This window comes from Paenibacillus sp. VTT E-133291 (genome assembly GCF_002264395.1).
GTDB lineage: Bacteria > Bacillota > Bacilli > Paenibacillales > Paenibacillaceae > Paenibacillus_AQ > Paenibacillus_AQ nitricinens.
Genome location: NZ_NFVA01000094.1, coordinates 1 through 23,910 on the forward strand (window position 1 = coordinate 1; position 23,910 = coordinate 23,910).

Sequence of the window (23,910 nt, forward strand, 5' to 3'; positions counted from 1 at the left end):
ACTGTACACTTGACAGGGAGCACTTCAAAAGATATAAGCACCTTTCTTTTGTCCAAGCTCTAAATATATTGATATCAAAACTAAAACAACCTAAGGTATGAACCCTAGGTTGTTTTGATCGTATGATTCTTTAAGTGTTATAACATTGCAGCATATTGGTATATTACGCGTAAAATTTAGAAACTCATCTTATTAATTGCTGACAGTTACCTTAATAGTATCACTTAAGGTCTCTCCCGCTGCATTGACCAGCTCCGCTCGGTATTCATATATGCCGGAAGCGCGGCCAGTGACGTCAGTCGTAGCGATCTGCGCCGAAGGGGTGTTGGCGTTTAGCGCTTGTGTGTCGATCAGCTGCCCGTTCTCATAAAGGCGGTACTCTGTGGCGTTAGTGCCCCACCACAGATTCATTGTTACTTTATAAGAGCCGTCTCCGTCCCAGTTGTCATGGGCCAAGACTGGCTTGCCCGGAGCGGCGTCGCGGATCGTCACCGTAAGCGGCTGGCTCTTCGTTGTTCCGTATTTGTTGGTAAGCTCCACTGTGTATACATAAGTGCCGTTCGGTTTACCGTGCAGCGCTGTGCTTGCCGTCTGGGCGGACGGAGATACATCCTTCAGCGACTTGGAATCGATTAGCGTGCCATTCTCATAAAGCTTGTAGCTGGTAGCATTATTGCCCCACCAGAGGTTCATGGTGACGGTAAAGTTGCCGTCACTGAGTCCATAACCGTAGCCGCTGTTCGAGGACAACACTGGTTGTCCAGGTTTGTCAGTTGCGAGTGCGGCTCCACCTGTAATTTGGAATGTGTAGCTCTTTTCTGCAGTGTTGCCAGCGGCGTCGATCACTACATATTTTACAGTATGGGACCCGGCACCCAGCTCCGCAGCATTCAGGGTCTGTCCTTCGGCAATGGGTTGTCCATCGAGCAGAAGCTGCTTGGAGGCTACGCCGGACAGGTTATCTTCGGCAACCAATACAAACTTAAGCTGGGCTTCCTCCTCCACATCGACGACTGCATGACCGGACTCCGTCAGCTCCGCTGTCGGTGAAACCGTGTCGATATTAAGGCTCAGTGTCTTGGTTTCTTCGATCTTGCCCTTACCCGAAACTGCATGGTATGTCAGCGTATTTCGTCCGTCTTTACTTACGGACAACGGAGTGCTGTATACAGCTTCCACGCCGCCATTTAGCGAGTAATAAACCTTAGCTGTACCGGAGTTGGCTTTCAGAGTCACTTCGGCGGGCTGGTTCAACCAGCCCGCAGCATTCGGATTCGTCGACAGCGTTGCCGTCGTTACCGGAGCTACCTCTTCTTCCACAACGCTGAAATCTCCGAGACTTCTAGGCTTGAGTTGGTATACGCCTTTGAAGATCGCGGCTGCGCCCGTAATATCGAGCTTCTGGCCTTCTGCATAAGGGAAGCTGTCCTTCGTGATTCCCGTCCGGACATCCACACGGATGTGATTGCTTGTCCCGCCTTCGGCGATAGCGTCAAATTCAAAGGAACCGCTTGGAGTGGCGTTGATAATATTCGTCACTTTCACGTCTTTAAGCTTGAGCAGCTGGCCTTGATTGGTATCGTTCACCGCCGGCACGACAACGGGCTCTGACAGCTCCGCTGTGCCGGTTTTCTCAATCTTCACAACTTCGGTCAATTCTAGCTCCGAATTGTACAGCGCCGTGGAAGCTGTTACCTTAACCGTATCACCGGCATGGAAGCCACTTTGGCTCTGGAAGATATAAAGACCACCGGTCTTATCTTGCAGGTAAAAGGCTTGCCCACCGAAAATACCCGGCTCAGTCGTTACGATACCCTCAACCGTCACCAAGGATCCAACGATCTTGGTCCGGGCTTCGCCGATGGAGACGGTCGCCGGAATCGGATCTTCCTCATCTGGTAGCGGTTCTGCTGGGACGTTACCGAGCGTTACCGATTCTGTCTTCAGGTTCGTTCCGTTCTGGCGCAGCCGAAGGTTGGATGCAGCTGTGGTGCCAGGTTTGATCTGCACAGTCAGATCTTTGTAAGCATGGCCGTTCAGATCTGATGTCAGGCTAAAGTTGGCGCTGTAAGCATAGCTGCTTGGCCAAGTGCCGTCACTGTTCTGGATCTTGGCGATCTGGGCGCCGCTGCTCACCTGGTAAATGCCCAATTGGAAACCTGATACGCTGGTGTTAGCAGGTAGATTATCTGCACTGACGCGAATCTGGAAATCCTGCGCGTTCGGCAGCACCGTCTGGTGCGTCATATTGTACACCGCACTTGCAGTAGCTGCCGGTCCGCCGTAGGAGCCCGCTTTGAAGGTAGTGCGGTCAAACCATTTGTAGCCGGCATTCGGCGCGGCCCATGGTTCTGGCTGCGGCTCGGTGGAAAGTGCCGGCTCTTCGAACGGCAGCAGCTGCGTTGGCTGATCCAACGTCAACCCACTTACCTGGGTGAAATTTGTATAACTCTCCTGTTCGGCGAGCCAGTTAACGGTGTTTACCAGAAGCTCAGCATCGTCAGCCTCCTTGAAGCCGTCGTAAGTCGTTTTCTTGGCACCGGTATCCTCGCGCAAATACTTCGGCGTTGCATCTTCGACCGGGGAGGAGTCACCAATAAAGGCGGCTTTGCCCGCGCCTTTTTTCGCTACGGCCACGTAAGGACCTTCCGCTACGCCGCCGCCATTGTAGACGCCTTGGTCCACCGCGTTGCCCCATGCATTGTTGGTTTTCGGCAGATAGACGATACCCTTCGCCCGGGTCGGGTCGAGGATTGCCAGCGTGGAGCCGGCATGCATGGCTATACTTGATACTCCTGATGTAATACCGAAGGCCTGTGCGGGAGCCACGATGTTGTTTGCGTTAATATCACCGAGGGCATTGAAGCGGAATCGGACGCCGAATTCTTCTGCCAGCCAATCGGAGCTAACTACGCCTTGCATTGCCGCGGAGCCAGCCTCTTCGGCGCTCATGCCTTTAGCTGGATTATCCCAAGCTCCACGGCGGTAGCCGTTGAATGCCTCGCTTCCGTCCCAGCGGTTCTTATTGCGGTCCGCATTGTAATGATCGCCAATGAAGAAGATACTGCCGCCGTTCTCCACGTATTCCGCCATTGCTGCCTGTTCGCTGGATTTATATGGAATATTTGATTCAGCTACGACGTAGACGTCATAGCTGGAAAGATCGCCCAGCGTAATTGGAGTGGTCTTACGAAGCTCCTTGACGTAATAGCCTTCCTGCGCAAGCGCATTGCCAAAGTCGGAAAAAGCACCGTCGATAACCCAGTCAGCCGCTCCGGCCGTCTGTGCGTGGGTATTGTCGAACAGTATTTTCTGGCCTGCATGCTCGTTAACCACTTTGGCTTCAATGAATGGTGCGGGATCGCTTGCCCCCTCAGCGTGTACCGCCGTATCGGCTCCGAATGCGAACAAATGCAGAGGTACGGCAACAGATGCAACCAGCATGCAATTTAGCAGTCTTTTTTTCCAACCTGAATGCTTCTCCATTATTTCCTTCCTCCTCGAGATATAGATCGGCGGATTTCCCCATAGTTGTCCACCGCTTTCGTCTAATATGCTATCTCATAAGGATTAGGAAAAACATAGATTTATGTAAAGTGTTGTAAATTTATACTTTCGGCCTATACTGTGGGTGAAAACAAGGTCGAATCTTGGAAATAAGCTATGAAAAAAGTCTTAGTAATGTTAGCGTTTTGTTCCGGAATGTCCTGGAAAAGAAAAATGGTCAAACATAAGAATCAAAAAAAATCCCCCCATGGATGCAGGAAGAGTTCACGATCATGTGATCTCTTATATACCTGTCTAACATAAGGGGATTGTTGACTTAAACGCAGGCTCTGCTTGATACAGCGCATGCTTCATCCGATTATTTATTGAAAGTAATTTTCTCCAAACCGTTCTCAAGAATGATCGAAGTGTTCCGCGGCTGTGTTTCCGCGATTTTGCGGCCGCCTCTGAACGAATAAAGCACTCCGGCCTGTTTGCGAATGGTCTCGTACTCGTTCTCTGCTTCAAGAACGATGAAGTTGGCTGGTTTACCTTCTTCAATGCCATACATATCCTCGATATTCAACGTTCTTGCGCTATTTTTCGTAATAAGATCGATTGAATTTACGATTTGATCGTATCCGAGCAACTGGGAAGCATGAATACCCATGTGCAGTACTTGAAGCATATTACCTGTGCCTAGCGGATACCATGGATCAAAGATGTCATCGTGACCGAAGCAGACATTAAGTCCGGCTTCCAGCAGTTCTTTGACGCGAGTTAATCCTCTTCTTTTCGGATACGTGTCGAAGCGTCCCTGCAGATGGATGTTAACCAGAGGATTAGAGACGAAATTTAGGTCAGCCATCTTCAGCAATCTAAACAGTTTGTACGTGTATGCATCATTGTATGACCCCATCGCCGTCGTGTGGCTTGCAGTCGTGCGGGAACCAAGCCCGCGCTCGTAGGCTTCTTTGGCTACGACTTCCAAGAAACGGGATTGCTCGTCATCGATTTCGTCGCAATGGATGTCGATCAGGCGGTCGTATTTTTCAGCGAGGTCAAACGCAACTTTCATCGAATCGACGCCATATTCTCTTGTGAATTCGAAGTGTGGAATACCACCCACAACGTCAACACCCATTTTCAACGACTCTTCTAATAATTCCACGCCGTTCGGGAAGGAGTGAATACCTTCCTGTGGAAAAGCGACAAGCTGGATGTCAATAAATGGTGCCATTTCTTCCTTCACTTCAAGCATTGCTTTAACAGCAGTCAAGCTTGGATCAGTGACGTCTACATGTGTTCGTACATGCTGGATACCCTGCGCGATCTGCCATTTCAGTGCAGTTTTGGAACGTGTTTTAACGTCATCATGTGTCAGGGAGGCTTTGCGCTCTGACCAACGCTGGATGCCTTCGAATAGTGTTCCGCTCAAATTCCATTCCGGCTCACCTGCCGTTAACGTTGTATCCAAGTGAATATGAGGTTCAATGAACGGTGGCAGCACAAGGGAGCCGCCCACATCAATGACTTCCTCATTCGTAGTTGATTCCAGGGACTGCGTGATAAGATCAAACTTCCCATCTTTCACAACAATATTCCATAAACCTTCTTTACCCCGCAATTTTGCGTTTTGTATAATCATTTGTATTCCCCATTTCTTTGGATTTTTTCGTAGATAGGATCAGCATCAATGCGGTGTATACAACCGCTGTTCCGATAAGTGCGTTTAGTGGTGTTATTCCTGGGGCTAGCTGGGCAAAGGCCACACCTATTGCCCAAGCAACCATCGCTATCCAGTTTACATTCTTGAAAGTCATGTCGGCAAATGGTTTATAGTTTCTACGCTTCACAATAAAATAGTCTGCGATGATTATGGCCCCGATGGAAGGTATCGCCGCGCCCAGCACATTCAGGAAACCGACGAAATTGTTGTACATCCACATGGCAAATACGGTACCCACAATGCCGTTAATGATGACGAAAAACTTTTTAGAGATTTTTGTGATATTTGCGAAGCCCAGCCCTGAAGCGTAAAGTGCGTTATCGTTGGTCGTCCAGATGTTCAGCCCCAGAACGACGATTGCAGGAATGAGCAATCCTTGCAAGAACATAACCTCTGAGATATCTGCCAGATTATAAGCCATTGCGCCGACTGCGCCGAATAGGAACATAAGTGAGTTCCCCAGAAAGAACGAAATGACTGTTGCAGTAACCGCCTGCCGGGACGTCTTGGCAAACCGGGCAAAATCGGGCGTCAGCGTTCCGCCGCTAATGAATGACCCAATACAAATGGTCAAAGCTGCTGCTGTGGTGAGCGACTGAGTCGGTGTGTAATCAAGCAACCCTTGCAGACCTCCCAGCGTGTCTACTCCTTCGAACACGGAGTAACCACCAAGAATAGCAATAGCCGGAACCGCTACATAGCCCAGAATGACGAGCGACTTCATGCCGAAGATGGCTGATGCCGTCATTGCGAGACCAAATACGAAGATCAACAGGTACACATTCCAATCCATCGCTCTGGCGACGGGTACTGCGAACATGGCCACGCCGACACCGAACCATCCGACCTGTGTGAAGCCGAGCAGGAAAGAAGGAAGGTAGGACCCTTTTTCACCGAACGCATATTTTGCAAGCAAATGCGTGGAAAGCCCTGTTTTGGCAGCGATATGTGCCAGCGCTCCCGTATAGATGCCTAGTGCAAGATTACCTGCAAGCACGATTCCAATGAACTCCATGAATGTCAAGCTGACACCTAGCGTCCCCCCTGCCAGCATGCTTGCCGAAAAGAAAGTGAATGCCAACATGACGGAAAATGTCTTCCCAAAATGATTTCTCTGCGTTTTTGGCACTGCCTGCCACGAAAACTCTTGATCTTGTTTACTCATCAGAATACCCCCAGTATAAAGTGTCCTGATACCAAAAAAGCAGAAACAAAAGAGGCTACTTGTCAAGTTAAACTGACAAGTAGCCTCTTTTGTTCATCATAACCCGCGCCAAGATACAGAGCATCCCTTGACGGAATATGCCCTGCTTCTCGCGTGATTATAAAAATCCGCTGTCCTTGTCAGCCTCTCTGGACTGAATTAAAGGTACCAGTATTCAATTACATTCTATTATTTTAGAAAAACCTATGGATGTCAATGTCATTAATATCCATAGGTTTAAATTCTCTTTTAAATGCTGCACATGGAATTTTTATGGGGCGGATGTTGAACATGGCACTTGCTCCTAGCGCAAAGCCTTATGTGGTAAAGGATAACCTCACTTTTGGAGTGTCTCCTCTTCGAATCAGAAACGCCCTGATCCATAGTCCAAACGGAGGGGTATTTAATTAATAAATTCACAATTGTATCAAGCTGAAGCTCTAATGAAAAAGGGTCCTCCATTACGAAATCATCATGAAAGTTATCACCATCGCCATTATATACAAAACATAATCCCCTGAAAGCACTTCGAGTGAAATCGATTCAAACTCCTCCGCCATATTTTTCGCACTTTCTGTTGGTGGCAGCTGCAGCGTGTCAATTGCGACGAGCCGTTCGCTCTATACCATCAGCGATTACTTTGTACAGTTGGTGCGGTAAGTCGTGTCCCATGCCGTCAATCAACATTAGCTCAGCGCCCGGAATGGCATAAGCCGTGTCCTCGCTACACGCCGGGACGAATAGGGGATCGTCCACCCCATGAATGACAAGTGTTGGTACTTTTATGGTCGCCAGCCGCGGACGACGGTCACCGTAGACAGCGATCGCAGCAATTTGTCGTCCAATACTGCCTGGATAGTAGGCTCGCTGGACTTCCTCCAGAATGAGTGCTCGATAAGCGTCCTCTTCAAACGGATAGCCGGTGCCGGCGATACGTTTAGCAAAAGAGACGCTGTGCGCCAAAAATCCTGCTTCATCCTCAAATGGGTTCGGCGCTGGTTTAGTCATCATCGCCATGACATCCGGGGAAGTTTGCGGAAGTGTTGGATTACCGGAACCGGACATAATGGAGGTGAGTGATAAAACCCGTTCAGGGTACTCACTGGCAGCAATCTGGGCAATCATTCCTCCCATCGACCTGCCAACGAAATGTGCCCGGTCAATTGAAAGGGCATCGAGTAGTCCGATAGCGTCGTTGGACATGTCATCGAGAGTGTAAGGGATGTCCGGTCGCTTTCCCGACATGAGAGCCGTCGCCAGTGCGTCAAAATCCAGCGTCGGATATTGGCTAAAATGCGTCGAGCAACCTAAGTCGCGATTGTCAAAACGGATTACGTGAAAGCCCCGCACTGCTAATATCCGACAAGACGAATCCGTCCATCGGATCATCTGGGTTCCAAGCCCGGCGATTAGGATAATAGCTTCGTCATTTTCGTTACCAAAACTGTCATAGGCAATGCGACGCTTTTGACTTTCAGAATGTTCATGATTATGTTCTCCTCCAATTAATTCGGTATTGTAAGTTCTGTCATAGGCAGAAGGCGTGAATCTTCGATCGCGGCAGTCCGATGCCCGATACCGGCCATGTAGTCTTGATGACTTGAAAAAGCAAGAAACGACTGCGCGCTGCTCTGGCGGATCATCATGACAAGATCCCATCTTTCGTCTTCGGGTCCAATAAGAAACTCTCCGCCATCGCCAAGAAACATGATTTCACCTCCGCTTTCACGGAGAAATGGGAGGGTGTGCTCGATATAGCGGTTGAAAGCTTCGGCACCGCTGATTCGAACCTCCGGTGTTAGTTCAGGATTGGCTGTGTAATCGGCAACATCACGAATACGCATGAGGTTCAACATGACGATGCTGCCCTCGATACCTCGCTCCTTTCATCGTTCCTTTTTTTTATTCTAAATTCCTTACGCCTACACATTTTTTCGTTCATTTGTTCCCTTCGGGGAATGCATCAGCGGCTAATTTTTTGATATGGTTTCTGATATCAGGTGCCCAGTTATCGATCAAGTGGTAAAAACGATCCGAATCATCAGCATACAGTGCCCGCAGAGCTTCTTCGTATTGATGGAAGTTCCCGGCCATAGCTGTCATAAAGTAATATGTTGCTTCTTGTGACTCTCGTATCTTGCTCTGTTTTCCTCCAGCACGGCGAGCATCACCAACGAGTTTTCGTAATGTTACCGACGCCCCTCCAGATTGACTTTTCAGCCATTCCCAATCTTTTGGTAATAATGTATGTAACCTCACCAGATACAACCCCCAGCTTGGGTCGACCGACCCGCCGTGTAGGCTGGTTATTCATTTCCATATCGGGCAAATCGCCAAACTGTTCTCCTAATCGTTTGAGCACGTCATCTGTCTTCCCACGGAAATCAATATCTATTTGCTTCCCCGTGGTATCGTCAAATATAAGCAGCTGTGTGAGGTCTCTGTCATCCAGAGCATCCTTCACTGTAGTAACAACGTGCTGTAACGAACCACTGGCGACGACTCCCACACCCAAAAAATGCTGTGCAGCAAAAGCGCGTTTGATCATCTCTCATTCTATAGATCCTCCTCTGAATGCTTCACTAATATTACCCGGGTAAAATATATTTTGTCGTTGGTTATGGAGGGATTAAATGCAAAAGGCGCGGCCTAAGAGAAACCGCGCTGTTGAGGGTTAGTGTTTGCTTTATGTTGTTCATGCAGTGTTTTGATGTTGCGTTTTAACATATCGATGAGTATATCCTTATTCGCATCATTTACCTCACGCTTTGTTTGCTTTGGAGTGGGTGCTTGTGATTGTTGACGGCGTAAGGAATTCGATCCTCTCGCAGATGGCTGTACGGTCATAATTAACCATTTCCAGCACTCACCTTTCTTTTTAAACGGTCTTGTCTACCGAAAATGTTGTTGCCTTCTTGAAGGTTAGTTAGTATCCCCTGATAACGTAGCAGATTTTTCTCGTTCTTCTCAGCCATATCTTCACGACCATGTTGTTTTGCTGCCTCAATAGCTTTTGATGTGGTTTTAATATGCAGTTCACTTTTTTTTTCAAATAACACTTGAATTAGAAACTGATCTCTGATATTTGTTGTTGCGTATCAACATGTAACGTTTGTGTTATCCTGTAGGATAACTTCTTGTACTCGCATCGACCTTCCCTTCCAATATTCTGCTAAAATGTAGTTAATGTATAATGCAAATATCCCTCATGAACAAAGGAGAACTGAAAATGAGAAAACTTGTTCTATTTCTTCACGCATCGCTTGACGGTTTTGTAGAAGGGCCGGATGGTGAAATGGACATTGGCTGGGTTTCCTACGATGCTGATTTGGAGAAACATGCGAAAGAAATTCTGAGTACTGCCGACACTGTCATTTGGGGACGTGGGACTTATCAGATGATGCACAGTTACTGGCCATCTGTGCCTTCGAACCCATCAGCTTCGCAGCATGAACGGAATCATGCCGAGTGGATCGAAAAGACAGCCAAAATCGTTTTTTCCACGACGCTGGAGAAAGTCGAATGGAATAATTCGAGACTCATCAAAGAAGATGTCGAGGATGAGATCAATAACCTCAAACAACAGCCAGGCAAGGATATGGTCATCCTCGGCAGTCCTAGATTCGCACACCAGCTTATGCAGCTTGATTTAATTGATGAGTATAAAATCACAGTTTCTCCCGTTCTGATCGGTAAGGGATTGCCGTTATTCCAAGGTCTCAAGGAGAAGATCAATCTCAAGCTAATCGAAAACAAGACCTTTGATTCTGGAGCCATAGGCCTTGTTTACCAGACGGTAAGATGACCTTCTCACTTAAGGTGATTACCTTAACGTGGAACGTTATTGGAACGACAACTGCGGCAGTCTAATACTTTATTTTCACCAAACAACAGGACAAGATATTTATCTGAATAACAACAATCCGATCACCCTACAGGGAGCAATCGGATTGTTGTATAATAAATTATTGTTCAGCCGCCAATTGCAGAAAATGATCTGCAGCCAAACGGACAGCCAGAATACTTGCGCTGTTTAGTGAATTATCAAAGATAAGAACATGATTGTTTTTCACAGCTTCCAGTGAGTTCCATGCCTTTGAAGTTTCCTTCTCCTTGATGGCCGCCTTTGCGATATCCATATCATGCTGAATAATAATATAATCGGGATTCATGCTGTATAGCCCCTCCAGAGAAAGCGCTCCGCCCTCCTCGGGATATCCCTTTGGTGGCAACAACCCAAAGCCCGCTGTTTGATTGTAGTACATCGTGTTTTTAGAGCCTTGAGCATTGAAATTGGCTTTTCCATCGACCCGTAGCAAGGCAAAGGTCTTATTTTCAAGACTATTTAACTGTTTTTTCGTATTGGAAATCATTTCTTGGGTTTCCTTAATGGCTTGTTCCGCTAACGTTTCTTTTCCAACGATCTGAGCACACAGCATCGTCGTTTTTTCCCAGGTATCGGTGTAGTCAATTAAGATGACTGGTGCAATCTTATTCAACTCATCATAATTGCTATCAACAGAACCCTTGAAGGTTACAATCACATCAGGCTTTGCATCCATGATCATTTCCAGATTCGCATTGCTGTTGCCTAAATCAATAATCTCAGCAGTTCCGGCATAAGGCTGTAAAGTAGCGAAATCTTTCATTGCTTCCACTGCGTTAGTTGATGCGATTGGTGGAGTATCTAGAGCAAAAAAATAATCTAAATACAAAGGATGAAGAACCGCTATCCGCTCAGGCCGTGTCTTGAGCACCACTCCATTGTCGCTCGCATCTGCAATTGTTCTTGGCCATCCCGCTTCCTCGATCTTGCCGACTACAGGTGCAGGTGTGACTGAAGTTTCGGAACATCCAGCCAGTAATCCAGCAAGTATAATGAAGGATGCAATCCATCCAAATAATCTATTCATTTGACTCCTCCTTGAGTTGTTATCATTACTATCTGTATAAATGTTTCATTAAATCACGGTTTTTCTGTATGAACAGGTCATTGTGTGAAGACACCATCCCGGTCGAATTTGCCTCCGGCGTGATGTATTGCTTGGCCTGGTTTACCGCATTGGCAGAATCCTGGAACGCTCCCGCTATCAGGTGCAGCTTTCCTTCATGATGCAGAACATCACCTGCCGCATAAATGCCAGGCACGGATGTCCCGCTCATTGCTGATCCTGAAATCCGATGTTCCCACAGATCTAATTTAATTTCACTGTTCAACAGCAGTTCTTTGTCGCGTTCATAACCGTGATTAATGATGACCTCATCAACGGACAGCTCAAATCCTTCTCCGTTGTCATTGCTTTTTAGCAGAACAGTCCCTATTCTTTCGTGATCCGGCGTGGCAATCAATTTTTCGATTGAAGTATTTAACAAGCACACTACGCCATTGTTCGCCAAACGCGAAATATCGGCTTCATGCCCCTTTAAGTTCTCTTTCCGGTACGTTAAATACACTTTCTTGGCAATCGGAGCCAGTTCGTTCGCCCAGTCAACAGCAGAATGTCCGCCACCCGATATTAGAATAGTCTTCTCTTTGAAGCGGGCAAGTGACTTCACCGTATAATGCAAATTTGTGATTTCAAATCTTTCGGCACCCTCGATTTCAAGCTTGATTGGCTGCAGAATTCCTCCTCCAATGGCCAATATTACAGTTTTAGTGAAATGCTTCTGGTTTGCGGCCGTGTGTAATACGAAGTAACCTGCTGCATCTTTCGAGATGGATGTGACCTTTTCGCTATAAGCAACCTCCGGCTGGAACGTCATCCCTTGCGCAACCATTTGTTCAATAAGCTGTGAGCCAAGAATAGGTTGTATGCCTCCCACATCCCAGATCATCTTTTCCGGATAGACATGCACCTTGCCGCCAAGTACAGGCTGAAATTCAATGATTTTGGTCTTCATTTCGCGGAGTCCACTATAAAATGCTGCAAATAATCCGGCCGGACCACCGCCAATAATCGTAACATCAAACATTTCCTCTTCATGCATTGTTCAATCGCCTCAACTCTCTTTTTTAAATCCCTAGATGCTCACGAAAAGTGCACCCCGTATATTCACTTCGGAACAAGCCTCTCTCAACCAGCTTCGGTACCAGTTTCGCAAAAAACAGTTCCATAGATTGTTCTGAACCTCCCGGCAAGGCAATGAAGCCATCCATAGCCCCCGCATCAAACCGCTCAATAATATCGTTCAGTACATCCTCGACTGTCCCGACAGATACCCAATGAGCAGATCCGACAACCTCCGGCCTGTCCAGGATCTCTTTCACTGTAGGCTGGTTTTTGATAATATACCGCCGCAATAGTTCGGCATGTGTCCGGCTGCGGACGGCTTGATTGGAATCGGGTAACATATCGGCAGTTACTTGCACACCTAAGGGGTACCCGCTTAAATCAAGACCCAACACAGATTTAAGCGAAGCATGTCTGCGTTCAAGATGTAAATTCGCATGTGCAGCCTTATGTAATTCAAGTGCTTCTTCACGCGTATCGGCCAGGAAAAAATATAATCCCGGCAAAACTCTGATAGCATCCGGATCACGGCCCTGCTCAGCCGCTCTTCTTCTCAGATCATTCCTTAGCTCCACTCCTGATTCAATATCCGGCATTGCTGCAAAAATAGCATCTGCAACGGAAGAAGCGAAATTCCGTCCAATATCCGAAGCGCCGGCTTGAAATAGCGGAGGCGTTCCTGACCTGTGAGCAGGTAAAGTTAGCGGTCCCTTTACACTGAAAAATTCACCAGAATGATTTATAGCAGTCACTTTATCCTTATCCGAGAACATACCCGACTGACGATCGATAACAATTGCTTCATCCGGAAAACTCTCCCACAGCTTGCATACAACATCCGTGAACTCTTTTGCCTTGGCATATCTCTCTTCCGGTGAAGGCATAGGTGAATCGCTGAAATTATCGGCGCCTTCAATAGAAGTGACAATATTCCAGCCGGCACGTCCATTGCTCAGCCAGTGTAAAGACTGAAGCTGTCTTGCTACAACATAAGGTGGATTAAAAGTGGTAGAAATCGTCGTCACCAGTCCGATCCGCTTGGTTTCACGGGCTATCGCTGCAAAAAACAATGCAGGGTCCGGGCTGCCGAAATTAGAGGAATCCCCTAACATCTGCGGGCTAACATACAGATAATCAGCCCTGAATAGAAAATCGAGCTTAGAATTCTCCGCCATTTTTGCCAAATCAATATAATATTCGATAGACCCCATCTTTTCGACTCCGCTATCCGGGTGCCGCCAGCCGTCTCCTTTCATCCAGGTTGCATTTAAGGACAACCCAATACATAATTGTCTGTTTCGTGTCATATCTCCCAGCCTTTCATTTATAAATCAATTTACTGATAATGATTCTCAGTTACAAGGGTGAGTTTATCAAAAATTTAAATGAATTCAAATATACAAATCTCAAATTCTACATGCATCATTATTTAATCTAAATAAAAAAGTCTGCACTTCTGGTTCATCACCAGTAGCTGCAGACTTCAACTTCATTCAAGTATAAGTAACTCGATATGTATATTATCTATAGGCAGAGGGAGAAACGCCGAATTTCTTTTTAAATAAACGGCTGAAATACAGCGGATTGTCATAACCGACGCGCTCTGCAATCTCGTGGATAGGAAAATTTCCTGCTTTAAGAAAGTCACAGGCTCGTTCCATACGATAATTAACGACATAGTCGATTGGACGCAGCCCCGTATATTTGTGAAAGAAGTAAGAGAAGCGGTTTATACTCATTGCATGCCGTTCCGCTAACTCACCGAGTGTAAGTGAATTCATATAATGGAGTTTAATATATGCAAGGGCTTCGTCAACCATCCTTTGATTCGGTGAACTGTCGTTCTCTCTGTCACTGCAAGCAATCAGAACCTGATGTATTAGGCTTAAGAACAGCTCTTTGATACGCAGCTTTCCAATTTCTCCGGACGGATGGGTATTCTGATGAAGCATGATTAGTAATTCAATAATTTTTAGATTGGCTCCTGGCTCCAGCTTGAAATGAGAGTCGAATTCGGTAGTACTATTCATTTCTTCTGGCATATCCAATTTATAAAAAAGTGAGTAATACTCAAGCTCTGATGGTCCTATAACCTGCGAATCCATCTGCATGCCTGGAGCCGCATGAAAAACTGAACCTGGCCGTAATTCATATACCGTTCCATTCACTCGTATCCTGGCTCCCCCGCGAATGATAAACAAAAATCCATGCTTAACGGTGGTAAATTCACTTAATAAACTTTTGGGCTGGATAACTAACCTGCTTCTGTCTTCTATATCATAGACACCTTTAGTAAATGCCTTTGCTAATTTGTCCAAATTTATCAATGTTCTGCACCTGCCTTCTAACTTCAAATCGTATAGTCAAGTAGAAACGGCACATAATACCGTACAAAATTAAGGATAGTAAACAATTCCTAGCAAGTCAATTTAACCATGTTGTTAAAAACACAGTGTTTTCCGTCATAATGATGATCACCATGGGCAGTAGGTAAGGGCGCTTGGATTCGAACTATGCTATTAGAATGAAATAAGAAAGGTAAGGTCCTTGGATTTCCCAAGAGCCTTACCTTTCATAGTTGCTTAAATATTAAATTCAATTTCTTCCTTAATAGCCCAATTATAACGGTAAGTCTTTTCCCTTAAAAATTCGTATCCCTAATACATAAAGAACAATGCCTATTACACCAAGTGAAATAAATTGTATGGAGTAGCTTCCACCATTTAAGATGGCATTCGTGTCGAATAACGCATTCATAGAGATATATTTTAATTTTTCCAAACTGCTGTCAACATCCCCCATTAATTTAAGGAGAAAAAATGCCATTGGAATCCCTGCGCCCCATGCTAATGAGTTTTTGGAAAGATTGAACACACAGGAGAAAAAGAAGGATATGCCACTTGTTGCAAACATTAGAAGAAATAAACCTAAGTTAAGGGTTAGATAATCGGTTTTGTTCAAATCCATATCCCCTTGAAATACAGATATGGCAGTAAGACCAGCCAGGCTAATGATGGCGATCATAATGATGAGTGACAGAATTAAATAGATGGCTTGCGTACGAACTACCGTACTTCTCTTCGTCGGAGTAGAAAGTAAATAGGCCATTGACCCTCTATCTACCTGAGATGCCACGAGACTGTTAGCCGTCATAATGATGAACACAATGGGCAATAGTACACCTTGAATGCCATAAAAGGTTTTGGCGAGCATTCCAAGGAACGTCGCATCCCCCATAAGACTGGCAAGTGGGGTGTCTTTAACCATATTTGACATGTCGCTAAGGGTGCTTGGATCGAACACTGCGATTAGAACGACATGAAAAACGGTCATGATTACTGTAAAGATGAGCCATAATTTAAAATTGGCTTTGAGTGTTTGTTTGAAAATCGGTTTGCTAAGCATTAGATGTTTCCCCCTCATATAATCCTTTGAAGTAGTCCTCAAGTGTGTACTTTATCTCTGCTATAAACTTGATGGGATACCCTTTTAAAGTCCTAAATAATTGGTTGATCTCTCGGTCATTCATTTTTAGAAAGACTTGGTTCTGACTGTCTCGCTTCTCTGCAAATTCATATGGTTCACACAAAAAGCGCTGATAATCCTCATGGGACAGGAACTCAATTTTATAGACTTTATCTTCACTGTGTTTTACTTCAGCTGTTGCTTTTACAGCAATCAATTTTCCGTCTTTAATTAAAGCGACCTTGTCACAGGTATGCTCAACTTCCTCAAACATGTGACTAGACATGAAAATCGTCTTGCCCTTTTTCTTCTCTTCATTCAAAATGTTAACGAACTCAGCCCGCATAAGTGGGTCTAATCCTGTAGTAGGCTCATCCAGAATTAATATCTCGGGATCGGCCATCAATGCTGCTACAATCGCTGTTTTCTGTTTCATCCCTTTCGACATTCGCTTCAAGTTGGCTGTGGGATCAAGCTGTAGCTTTTTAATGATACTCTCCGCATAGGACATATCCTTTAATCCCAACAATTCCGCTTGTCTTCTTAGAAACTCTGTTCCTGTAGGCGCATCTGGAAAGGCAATCTCTCCTGGAATATAACCAATAAGCTTTTTAATTTCGGCAGAATTTGTCCAGCAATTCATACCATTAATGGTCACAGCGCCGCTTTTTGGTTTCAGAAAACCCATCATATGGCGAATGGTCGTCGATTTACCGGCTCCATTTGTGCCTACAAATCCAAAAACCTCACCTTTCTCAATAGAAAAATCTAGGTTAAACAGACCTTTTCCATCTCCAAAGTCTTTAGTTAAATGTTTAATTTCGATGTATGGCATTAGGTTGGGCACCTCCTGTTGCGTTTGAACTCCGATCATAAAACTTCATGAAATAGTCCTCTAAGGTAAACTTTTTCTCCGAGAAAAACTTAAGATCATAGTCGGAAATAAAGGAAATAAAACGATTGATTTGATTGTCGTTGATACTTACTATAGCTTGATGTTTGTGTGGCAACAAAGATAATACTTCAATCTCCTGCTGAGCATTTACATCAACGTTAAAACCGTTAAAAGCTTCTTCAGATTTGAATTCGAGCTTAAAGGTTTTGATCTCGTTGTGTCGCAAGTCATTGGCTACAAATGAAGAGATTAAGCGGCCATCCTTGATAATGGATATCTTGTCACAGGTTGCATCGATCTCGGAAAAAATATGACTCGATAATAAAATGGTTTTACCTTTTTCCTTCTCTTCCTTAATGAAATCAATAAACAGAGCTTGCATCATCGGATCTAAGCCGCTGGTGGGCTCATCAAGCACTAGTACTGCGGGATCGTGCATGAATGCCGTAACAATGGCGAGCTTCCGCTTCATGCCTAGTGACATCCGTTTCAAGCTGCCCGAAGGATCTAATTCAAATTTCTTAATCAGCGCTTGCGTGTGTGTCATATCCGTGATGCCTCGCAACTCTGCCATCATTTTGATGAATTGTGTCCCGGTCAGAGCCTCCGGCAACGCGATTTCTCCAGGTAAATACCCCAACTCCCGTTGGATATCGCTTGCTCGCTCCCAGCTATTAAGCCCATTTACTAAGGTGTGTCCTTGCTGTGGACGGGAAAAACCCATGATATGACGGATAGTTGTTGTTTTTCCAGCTCCATTAGGTCCTAAGAAACCATATACTTCTCCCTTATTAATGCTAAAGGAGATATCGAAAATCCCTCGATTATGACCATAATCTTTGGTCAAATGCTCAATCTCGATAACAGGCATTATATTATCCACCCTTTCTGCTCAACACTCAAAAGAACAACGTGTTGTTTATCTTTATATTTTCAATTATAATCACAATGAAGACATTCAACAATAATCAGAACAGTCGAAAGTGCTGGATATCCAACACTAATTGGGATTGTGTACATTATAAAGATCAAGGAGATGACTTTTGATGCGAGAAACGGATAAGGATTTGCGAATTATTAGAACAAAGGAACTCATTCGGGAAGCATTAATTGAATTAATTGAGGAAAAAGGGTTCGAAGGCATTACCGTTAAAGACATTACAACTAAAGCCAGAATTAATCGAGGCACTTTTTATTCACATTATCAGGATAAATATGACTTAATGAACAGATGCCAAGATGAAATTTTGGCCGAAATGAAAAATATTGTTAGACAGAACCTTGTTGAAGTTATTATGGAACGTGATACAAACATTCCCCAAGCCGCTCCCTTAAATATTCTTGTTGGTTTTTTTAGACATCTTGAGCTGAATAGAAAGTTTATGAAAGCACTATTTAAGGCTGATTTAAATTTTCAAACGAAGATGAAAGCATTCATGTGGAAAACGCTGTTTGTAAACAATGAATTTCCTCTTATTAAGCAAGAAAATTTACTTGTCCCTAGTGAGTACCTAATTGCTTATTTAGCTTCAGCACATATCGGCGTACTTGAGCAATGGTTGAATGGTGATGGAAAAGAATCTCCTGAGGAAATGGCCAGAATACTGTCTACGATCACGATCCAAGGTCCATTCACTGCAGCAGGTTTGAAAAACTAAGCCCAATTATTAATTCACTCAACACCTAACCTGTCATTGTTGATTGATTAGAAAGAACCTATATTTTAAGATATAGTCAGATCAACGATCAACACGTTGTTCATTAAATAATCTAATGAAGAGGTGTTTAATATTATGAAAGCAGTAAGATATCATCAATACGGTGCAGTAGAAGTACTTCGATATGAGGAAGCTCCTACTCCAGATGTAAGTGCAGACGAAGTATTAATTAAAGTTGCGGCAACTGCCTTCAATCCTGCAGATGCGATGCTTAGAATGGGTGTTATGAAGGATATTCTGCCACTAGAATTACCTTTTATTCCAAACGTGGATGTATCAGGGGTTATCGAAAAAATAGGTGAATCCGTGAATGGATTCCAATTTGGAGATAAAGTATTTGCTTTTCTCGACATGACCAAAAATGGTGCGGCCGCGGAATATGTAGTCTGCAAAGCTGATGATGTAGCTTTAGCACCTGAAAATATTGATTTACAAGATGCCGCAGCTCTTCCCGGTGGTGCGATGACAGCTTGGCAAGGTTTATTCGACCACGGTAATCTTCAATCCGGCCAACGGGTATTGATCACAGCAGCAGCTGGTGGTGTAGGCTCCATCTCCGTTCAACTTGCAAAATGGAAAGGTGCTTACGTCATTGGAACGGCTTCAGAAGAAAGTATCTCCGCTCTTCAAGACCTGGGGATTGACGAAATCATCAATTATAAGAATGAATTAATAGAAGAAAAACTAACTGAGAAGGTGGATTTAATTTTCAACCTCTCCCCTCTTAGCTCAGAAGAAGTGACAAAATTACTGCTTTTGCTCAAAGATGGAGGCACCCTCGTCTCAGCTTACAATCCGGCAGACGAAGATGTAGCTAAAAACTTGGGGGTTCATGTGGTGAGAATGGGCGTGCAGCGTAATGCTAAGCAATTGTCCCAAATCGCAGATATCGTGGATCAAGGACATGTAAAGCCTTTTATTACGGAAAGATTAGCACTAAAAGAGCTTGCTGCTGTTCACGAGAAAGTAGGACAAACGCGTGGAAAAATCTTGCTTCTAGTAAATGATTTGGTGTGAGAATAACTACAAACCGGTATAGTTAGTATCTCAAAAAAAGAAGCGTTGCTGCTCTCAGCTTCGCTTCTTTTTAGTTCGCCTTACAAATTCATCCCGAAAAATTTGATCTTCACATAAATGATTGCCATTTCTTCAGGGGATTGTTTCATGTCACTATTTAACCAGTCCTCAATAATGCCAAGATAAGCTGAAGTTGCAAATGCCGAAAAATATTGTTTAGGGATCGACTCATCCTGAAAGCTATCGATTAATCCTGCAAAAATACCGTTTTTCAAAAACGACTTCAATTTTTGTGAGAAAGCAGGATCTCCTTTTGCACCTAATAGTCCGCTTAAAATCCTTCCCTTTTGTTTTAAATATTGAAAAACTTGAACCAACGGATCATACGGAGTGTTAGCCTTATGGCATTCCAACATCTCTTGATAATTCAATATGTGCATATACTCTTCTAAACCTTCCAGTAATTCAATCTCCATTTGTTCGAGCAAGTCATATTTATCCAGATAATGGAGATAAAATGTGCCACGGTTTATTCCTGCCGTAAGTGTCAAATCTTTAACTGTCACATTACTAAATCCTTTTTCCTCGATTAATTGCATTAATGATTCTTTGATTAATTGCCGCGTTCTTTCAGCCATTTGTTCATGGATTCTCTCTGTCATATTCATCTAACCCTTTCGAAGACCTTTCATTTAGAATAACATCTTATTACATAAAAAGTATTGGCTATAATATTAAGGTGAGTAATTACTCACTTTTTATTGACAGATAACCACGATGCCGTTAAAATAACAACGAGTAAGTAAGTACTCACTTTTTATCATTAACTTATCATCAAATCCTGAAAGTGGTGAATTGATTATTGAATATTAACAACCTGTTTAACGAGATTTTAATTTCGCAATCCACAAAGTTAACGGCAAAACAACAACGGATTGTAGAGGCAGCCATTCGATTATTTGCTGAAAAGGGTTATTCCAATACTTCTACTGCAGAAATTGCTAAGTTAGCCGAGGTGTCAGAGGCAAGCATCTTTAAACAATATGGAACAAAGGATAATCTGTTATTATCTCTTACTGTCCCCTATATTAAAGAATTCTTCCCTTCTCTCGCGAATGAGGCAGTTGATCAGATAATAGGGAATGCTGATTCGACCTTTGAAGGATTCTTAAGGGCTTTTCTTAAAAATCGGATTGAATTTATCACGGAGAACAAAGAAATTTTCCAGGTTCTCATCAAGGAGATTATTTATAAAGAGGAATTGAAAAATGAATTCCTTCCTTATTTTGCAGAAATAGTAAAGCCGCGAATTGCTAATTTTATTGAAATATTCATAGATCGAGGTGAACTGAAGGACATCCCGATTGACAGACTTCTAAAATTAATTTACTCATTCATTGGCGGATTCATTGCTACTCAGTTTGTATTGTTAAATAAGGATTCAATCAGTGACGAGGAAATTGAGGATGCGATCCATTTTGTAATGGATGGAATTCGGAAATCATCTTCGGATCATTAAGATATTATAAAAAGGAGTGGGTTAACCATGAAATTCTTTAAAAACAAGCTCGTACTGATTTCGCCAATTATGGCATTCTTGGTCATCTTTATTTTTTCACTTGCGCTTTTCCCTTCCGTTCAAATCAAACCAAAGAACATGCCAATCGCTATCGTAAATGCAGATCAAGGAATTGACATCCCCAATCAAGGGAAAGTTAATATGGGGCAAACGATTGTTGAGATGATTCAGAAAAACTCGTCTCCAACCTCCGACGAGGAGCCAGCAATCAAATGGTTGGAAGTAAATAATATCGAGGAAGTACAAAACGGTTTAAACAAACAGAATTATTACGCGGCACTTGTCATTCCGGAAGACTTTAGTGCGAAGCAAGCCTCTTTGAGCAGTCCAACACCTAATTCACCTGAAGTTCAGATTTTTATTAATCAAGGTATGAATACTGCGGCTTCCACAATGGCTGGGCAAATCCTGAACGGTGTTGTTGATAACATGAACAACAATGTTCGTACTCAGATTGTAGAAGGGTTGAAAAAGAAAGGTGCAACATTGACGGTGGAGCAAGCTTCCGTTTTAGTAAGTCCTATAACCAAGACGGTCACTAATGTGAATGAAATCGGCACGAAGAGTGCTAATGGAAATTCCCCTATTTCCTTATTTCAACCGCTTTGGATGGCAAGTATGGCGAGCGCTGCGGTTCTCTTTCTTGCTGTTAGCAAGATGAAGACAACGACTCGAAAAGACGCATTTGCTGCGAAGTTAACACAGATTGTTATGGGGGCTGTTATTGCGTTAGTCGTTGGCTTTGGATTAACTTGGCTCGCAGAAAGTATGATAGGTCTTCATATCCCTCAATTTATGGATACAGCACTATTCTTAACCATTACATTCTTTAGCTTTTTCCTTATGATATCTGCCGTAATTTCGTTCGTAGGCATCAAAGGAATCGCTATCTTCGCCTTAATCCTTTTCTTTGGTGCACCATTACTTGCATTAGCCCCAGAAATGATGTCTCCATTCTATCGGGACTGGGTGCACTCTTGGTTGCCAATGCGTTTTATGGTGGATGGTCTTCGAGAGCTGTTCTTCTTTGGTAAAGGATTAAGTTGGAACGATGCCGTATCCACACTCACTTGGATTGGCCTAGGGAGTACGATCGTTATTCTTGCTTCTGTTTTGAAACCTGGAGCAGTAAAAGCTCCACAAAAGCTTGAAGGGTAGTTATAATCATTTTCTAAGCCGATCCAGAAAAGGATCGGCTTTTTTTAAAAGTCAGTCTTGTCTGTTTTCAACAGATTTCATGCGGTTTTGATCGTCAGGTACTCGATCATTACTGAATTCCTGGCCAGCTTCAACTTCACCATGACCGGAAGCACTTCGAGCGAAATTTGTGAACTGCCTTTTTTGCTCGTCTAGCTTATGTTTACTCTTAAGAAGCTCCTGCGGATCCTGATTTGTCATAATACTATCCTCCCAAAATGGAATCATGCTATTTATTTGCACAACAGAAGTTTTCCATAAAAGAATGGTGCTTATGCAAGAAATTCAAATTCCTATTTTCAACGAAAAATTTCTATTACTTTATTCAAAACAAGGTATTCTAAAACAACTAACCCAACGCAAATAATAACAAAAAACTGAAGTCTTGCAGTATTCATTCTATCCTTCCAATACTCTCCTCGGAATAATGAAACGATGTTAGGTGTAAAAGTATGTCTAATCGTTTCGTTATAATCATCATTATCCACAAAGAACACGCGAAACAATACTTTATATATTGGAATATTTATTAATAGTAGAAAAATAATCATCACAAGATCAAGACTCAATTTACACGCCTCCCCATATTTAGTTATCCTAATTTTACCACATAAATAACTGTAGACTTGGGAGGAGGATGAATTTTATATCGCGTAAAAAAGGGGTATCCCACACTGGGATACCCCTTTTTAAGCTTAGCTTATCGTTTCACCCTTCGTGCAAAATCCACGAACTGAAATTTATCCAGCCTATGCCTGGACTCGGTATATTGGAAAAGCACTGTGTTCTCCAAATAAACATAGTTTCGTACTACTACGATATGCGTGTAATTCTTCAAATCGAGCAGTCTATAATCCTCCTCTGTAGAAGGCTCAACGGATATCAGCTTCTTCGCATAACTGATTTTAAGTCCCAACTCCTGCTCCAGATATTCATAGAGTGAGCCTTCAGCGATTTCTTCGCTTAGGAATGGAACAATATCCGCTCGGAAATAATCCTTATCCAAAATGATCCGATCGCCTTCAATCTCTCTGGCACGAATAACTTTCCAAACCAGGGTTTCAGGCGGAATCTGCAGATGTCTGGCGAGCGCGGAGCCTGCCGGTTCACATATCGTCCGCTCTACCAGTGTCCGTGAGGCAGTACCCAGTGTATCGGCCATCTCTTTAAATGAAATCAGACCGGTAACGGGGAAATCCATTCTCGTCATATCAAGCACAAAGGAGCCTCTGCCCTTAATTTTGTGAATGTATCCTTCACGGAACAGCAGGTTCAGCGCTTTGCGAACAGTCTCTCGTGAAGTGCTATATGCTTCAGCAAGTTCACTTTCAGAAGGCAGCTTGGTTCCCGGCAGCAGTTGTCCAGAAAGAATTTGGTTGCTGTACTCATTATAAATTTGCAAATATTTATTTTCTCTCAATTTTGATCACCGCCCTTTATTGTATCACGTCATGCCTTTGGAAGCATCGATTCAATTAGAATACGGCAACAAGGAGAAACGATTTTGTTATCCTTTAAAGACGATAACCATTTCTCGTGGAAATATAAGAAAAATTTATAGCGTGAAACATACAAATTCTTATATTACAGAAAGACAGCCCCTAGGGGC

General features: G+C 43.7%; 22 protein-coding genes and 1 pseudogene. 5 read left to right on the forward strand and 18 right to left on the reverse strand.

What is annotated here, in order from left to right:
* Positions 1–192 precede the first annotated feature (192 nt).
* The 8 genes and pseudogenes from CA598_RS26255 to CA598_RS26290 form a co-directional block, all read right to left on the reverse strand.
* On the reverse strand, positions 193–3,444 hold the full coding sequence (locus CA598_RS26255; protein ID WP_094878421.1) for a chitinase N-terminal domain-containing protein: 3,252 nt from the start codon (positions 3,442–3,444) through the stop codon (positions 193–195).
* A gap of 421 nt (positions 3,445–3,865) precedes the next feature.
* Positions 3,866–5,134 (reverse strand): cytosine deaminase, encoded by a 1,269-nt coding sequence (locus CA598_RS26260; protein ID WP_094868955.1) that lies wholly within the window; start codon positions 5,132–5,134, stop codon positions 3,866–3,868.
* On the reverse strand, positions 5,103–6,380 hold the full coding sequence (codB, locus tag CA598_RS26265) for a cytosine permease (RefSeq protein ID WP_094878407.1): 1,278 nt from the start codon (positions 6,378–6,380) through the stop codon (positions 5,103–5,105). The genes CA598_RS26260 and codB overlap by 32 nt, the downstream gene beginning before the upstream one ends.
* Positions 6,381–7,016: 636 nt before the next feature.
* Positions 7,017–7,808, reverse strand: coding sequence for an alpha/beta fold hydrolase (locus CA598_RS26270; protein WP_256990650.1), 792 nt, complete (start codon positions 7,806–7,808; stop codon positions 7,017–7,019).
* A 116-nt stretch (positions 7,809–7,924) separates the two neighbouring features.
* The gene (locus tag CA598_RS26275; protein WP_256990651.1) at positions 7,925–8,275 is read right to left on the reverse strand and encodes a DUF1330 domain-containing protein; all 351 of its coding nucleotides are present in this window, start codon (positions 8,273–8,275) and stop codon (positions 7,925–7,927) included.
* A gap of 82 nt (positions 8,276–8,357) precedes the next feature.
* Entirely contained in the window at positions 8,358–8,678 is a 321-nt protein-coding gene (locus CA598_RS33110) for a DUF2239 family protein (RefSeq protein ID WP_256990652.1), read from the reverse strand.
* Positions 8,587–8,967, reverse strand: a complete 381-nt coding sequence (locus CA598_RS33115) for a DUF2239 family protein (protein ID WP_256990653.1) — start codon at positions 8,965–8,967, stop codon at positions 8,587–8,589. Before CA598_RS33115 ends, CA598_RS33110 begins: the two co-directional genes overlap by 92 nt.
* 301 nt (positions 8,968–9,268) lie before the next feature.
* A pseudogene (locus CA598_RS26290) lies at positions 9,269–9,475 on the reverse strand (transposase); the annotation flags it as partial.
* 173 nt (positions 9,476–9,648) lie between these two features.
* On the opposite strand from CA598_RS26290, the gene CA598_RS26295 reads away from it, so the two are divergent.
* Positions 9,649–10,224 (forward strand): dihydrofolate reductase family protein, encoded by a 576-nt coding sequence (locus CA598_RS26295; RefSeq protein WP_094878409.1) that lies wholly within the window; start codon positions 9,649–9,651, stop codon positions 10,222–10,224.
* 160 nt (positions 10,225–10,384) lie between these two features.
* Here CA598_RS26295 and CA598_RS26300 read toward each other — a convergent pair whose 3' ends face one another.
* The 7 genes from CA598_RS26300 to CA598_RS26330 form a co-directional block, all read right to left on the reverse strand.
* Positions 10,385–11,332 (reverse strand): ABC transporter substrate-binding protein, encoded by a 948-nt coding sequence (locus CA598_RS26300; protein WP_094878410.1) that lies wholly within the window; start codon positions 11,330–11,332, stop codon positions 10,385–10,387.
* A gap of 28 nt (positions 11,333–11,360) precedes the next feature.
* Positions 11,361–12,407 carry an NAD(P)/FAD-dependent oxidoreductase gene (locus CA598_RS26305; protein ID WP_094878411.1) on the reverse strand — a complete coding sequence of 349 codons (1,047 nt, stop codon included), beginning with the start codon at positions 12,405–12,407 and terminating at the stop codon, positions 11,361–11,363.
* 25 nt (positions 12,408–12,432) lie between these two features.
* A complete protein-coding gene (locus CA598_RS26310; RefSeq protein ID WP_094878412.1) occupies positions 12,433–13,737 on the reverse strand; it encodes an NtaA/DmoA family FMN-dependent monooxygenase in 1,305 nt (434 codons plus the stop codon).
* 213 nt (positions 13,738–13,950) lie between these two features.
* Positions 13,951–14,757, reverse strand: a complete 807-nt coding sequence (locus CA598_RS26315; protein WP_094878413.1) for a helix-turn-helix domain-containing protein — start codon at positions 14,755–14,757, stop codon at positions 13,951–13,953.
* A gap of 292 nt (positions 14,758–15,049) precedes the next feature.
* Positions 15,050–15,835, reverse strand: coding sequence for an ABC transporter permease subunit (locus CA598_RS26320; protein WP_094878414.1), 786 nt, complete (start codon positions 15,833–15,835; stop codon positions 15,050–15,052).
* The gene (locus tag CA598_RS26325; protein WP_094878415.1) at positions 15,828–16,730 is read right to left on the reverse strand and encodes an ABC transporter ATP-binding protein; all 903 of its coding nucleotides are present in this window, start codon (positions 16,728–16,730) and stop codon (positions 15,828–15,830) included. The genes CA598_RS26320 and CA598_RS26325 overlap by 8 nt, the downstream gene beginning before the upstream one ends.
* Positions 16,711–17,661 (reverse strand): ABC transporter ATP-binding protein, encoded by a 951-nt coding sequence (locus CA598_RS26330; RefSeq protein ID WP_094878416.1) that lies wholly within the window; start codon positions 17,659–17,661, stop codon positions 16,711–16,713. The genes CA598_RS26325 and CA598_RS26330 overlap by 20 nt, the downstream gene beginning before the upstream one ends.
* Before the next feature lie 175 nt (positions 17,662–17,836).
* On the opposite strand from CA598_RS26330, the gene CA598_RS26335 reads away from it, so the two are divergent.
* Both CA598_RS26335 and CA598_RS26340 read left to right on the forward strand, forming a co-directional pair.
* On the forward strand, positions 17,837–18,448 hold the full coding sequence (locus CA598_RS26335) for a TetR/AcrR family transcriptional regulator (RefSeq protein ID WP_094878417.1): 612 nt from the start codon (positions 17,837–17,839) through the stop codon (positions 18,446–18,448).
* Between the two features lie 135 nt (positions 18,449–18,583).
* Positions 18,584–19,525 (forward strand): NADP-dependent oxidoreductase, encoded by a 942-nt coding sequence (locus tag CA598_RS26340; protein ID WP_094878418.1) that lies wholly within the window; start codon positions 18,584–18,586, stop codon positions 19,523–19,525.
* 80 nt (positions 19,526–19,605) lie between these two features.
* Here CA598_RS26340 and CA598_RS26345 read toward each other — a convergent pair whose 3' ends face one another.
* Positions 19,606–20,193, reverse strand: coding sequence for a TetR/AcrR family transcriptional regulator (locus tag CA598_RS26345; RefSeq protein WP_094878419.1), 588 nt, complete (start codon positions 20,191–20,193; stop codon positions 19,606–19,608).
* A 194-nt stretch (positions 20,194–20,387) separates the two neighbouring features.
* On the opposite strand from CA598_RS26345, the gene CA598_RS26350 reads away from it, so the two are divergent.
* The gene (locus tag CA598_RS26350; protein ID WP_094868970.1) at positions 20,388–21,044 is read left to right on the forward strand and encodes a TetR/AcrR family transcriptional regulator; all 657 of its coding nucleotides are present in this window, start codon (positions 20,388–20,390) and stop codon (positions 21,042–21,044) included.
* Between the two features lie 27 nt (positions 21,045–21,071).
* A complete protein-coding gene (locus CA598_RS26355) occupies positions 21,072–22,262 on the forward strand; it encodes a YhgE/Pip domain-containing protein (protein WP_094878420.1) in 1,191 nt (396 codons plus the stop codon).
* A 51-nt stretch (positions 22,263–22,313) separates the two neighbouring features.
* On the opposite strand, the gene CA598_RS26360 is transcribed toward CA598_RS26355, so the two are convergent.
* Both CA598_RS26360 and treR read right to left on the reverse strand, forming a co-directional pair.
* On the reverse strand, positions 22,314–22,502 hold the full coding sequence (locus CA598_RS26360; protein ID WP_042188410.1) for a hypothetical protein: 189 nt from the start codon (positions 22,500–22,502) through the stop codon (positions 22,314–22,316).
* Between the two features lie 499 nt (positions 22,503–23,001).
* Entirely contained in the window at positions 23,002–23,721 is a 720-nt protein-coding gene (treR, locus tag CA598_RS26370; protein WP_094868973.1) for a trehalose operon repressor, read from the reverse strand.
* Positions 23,722–23,910 lie beyond the last annotated feature (189 nt).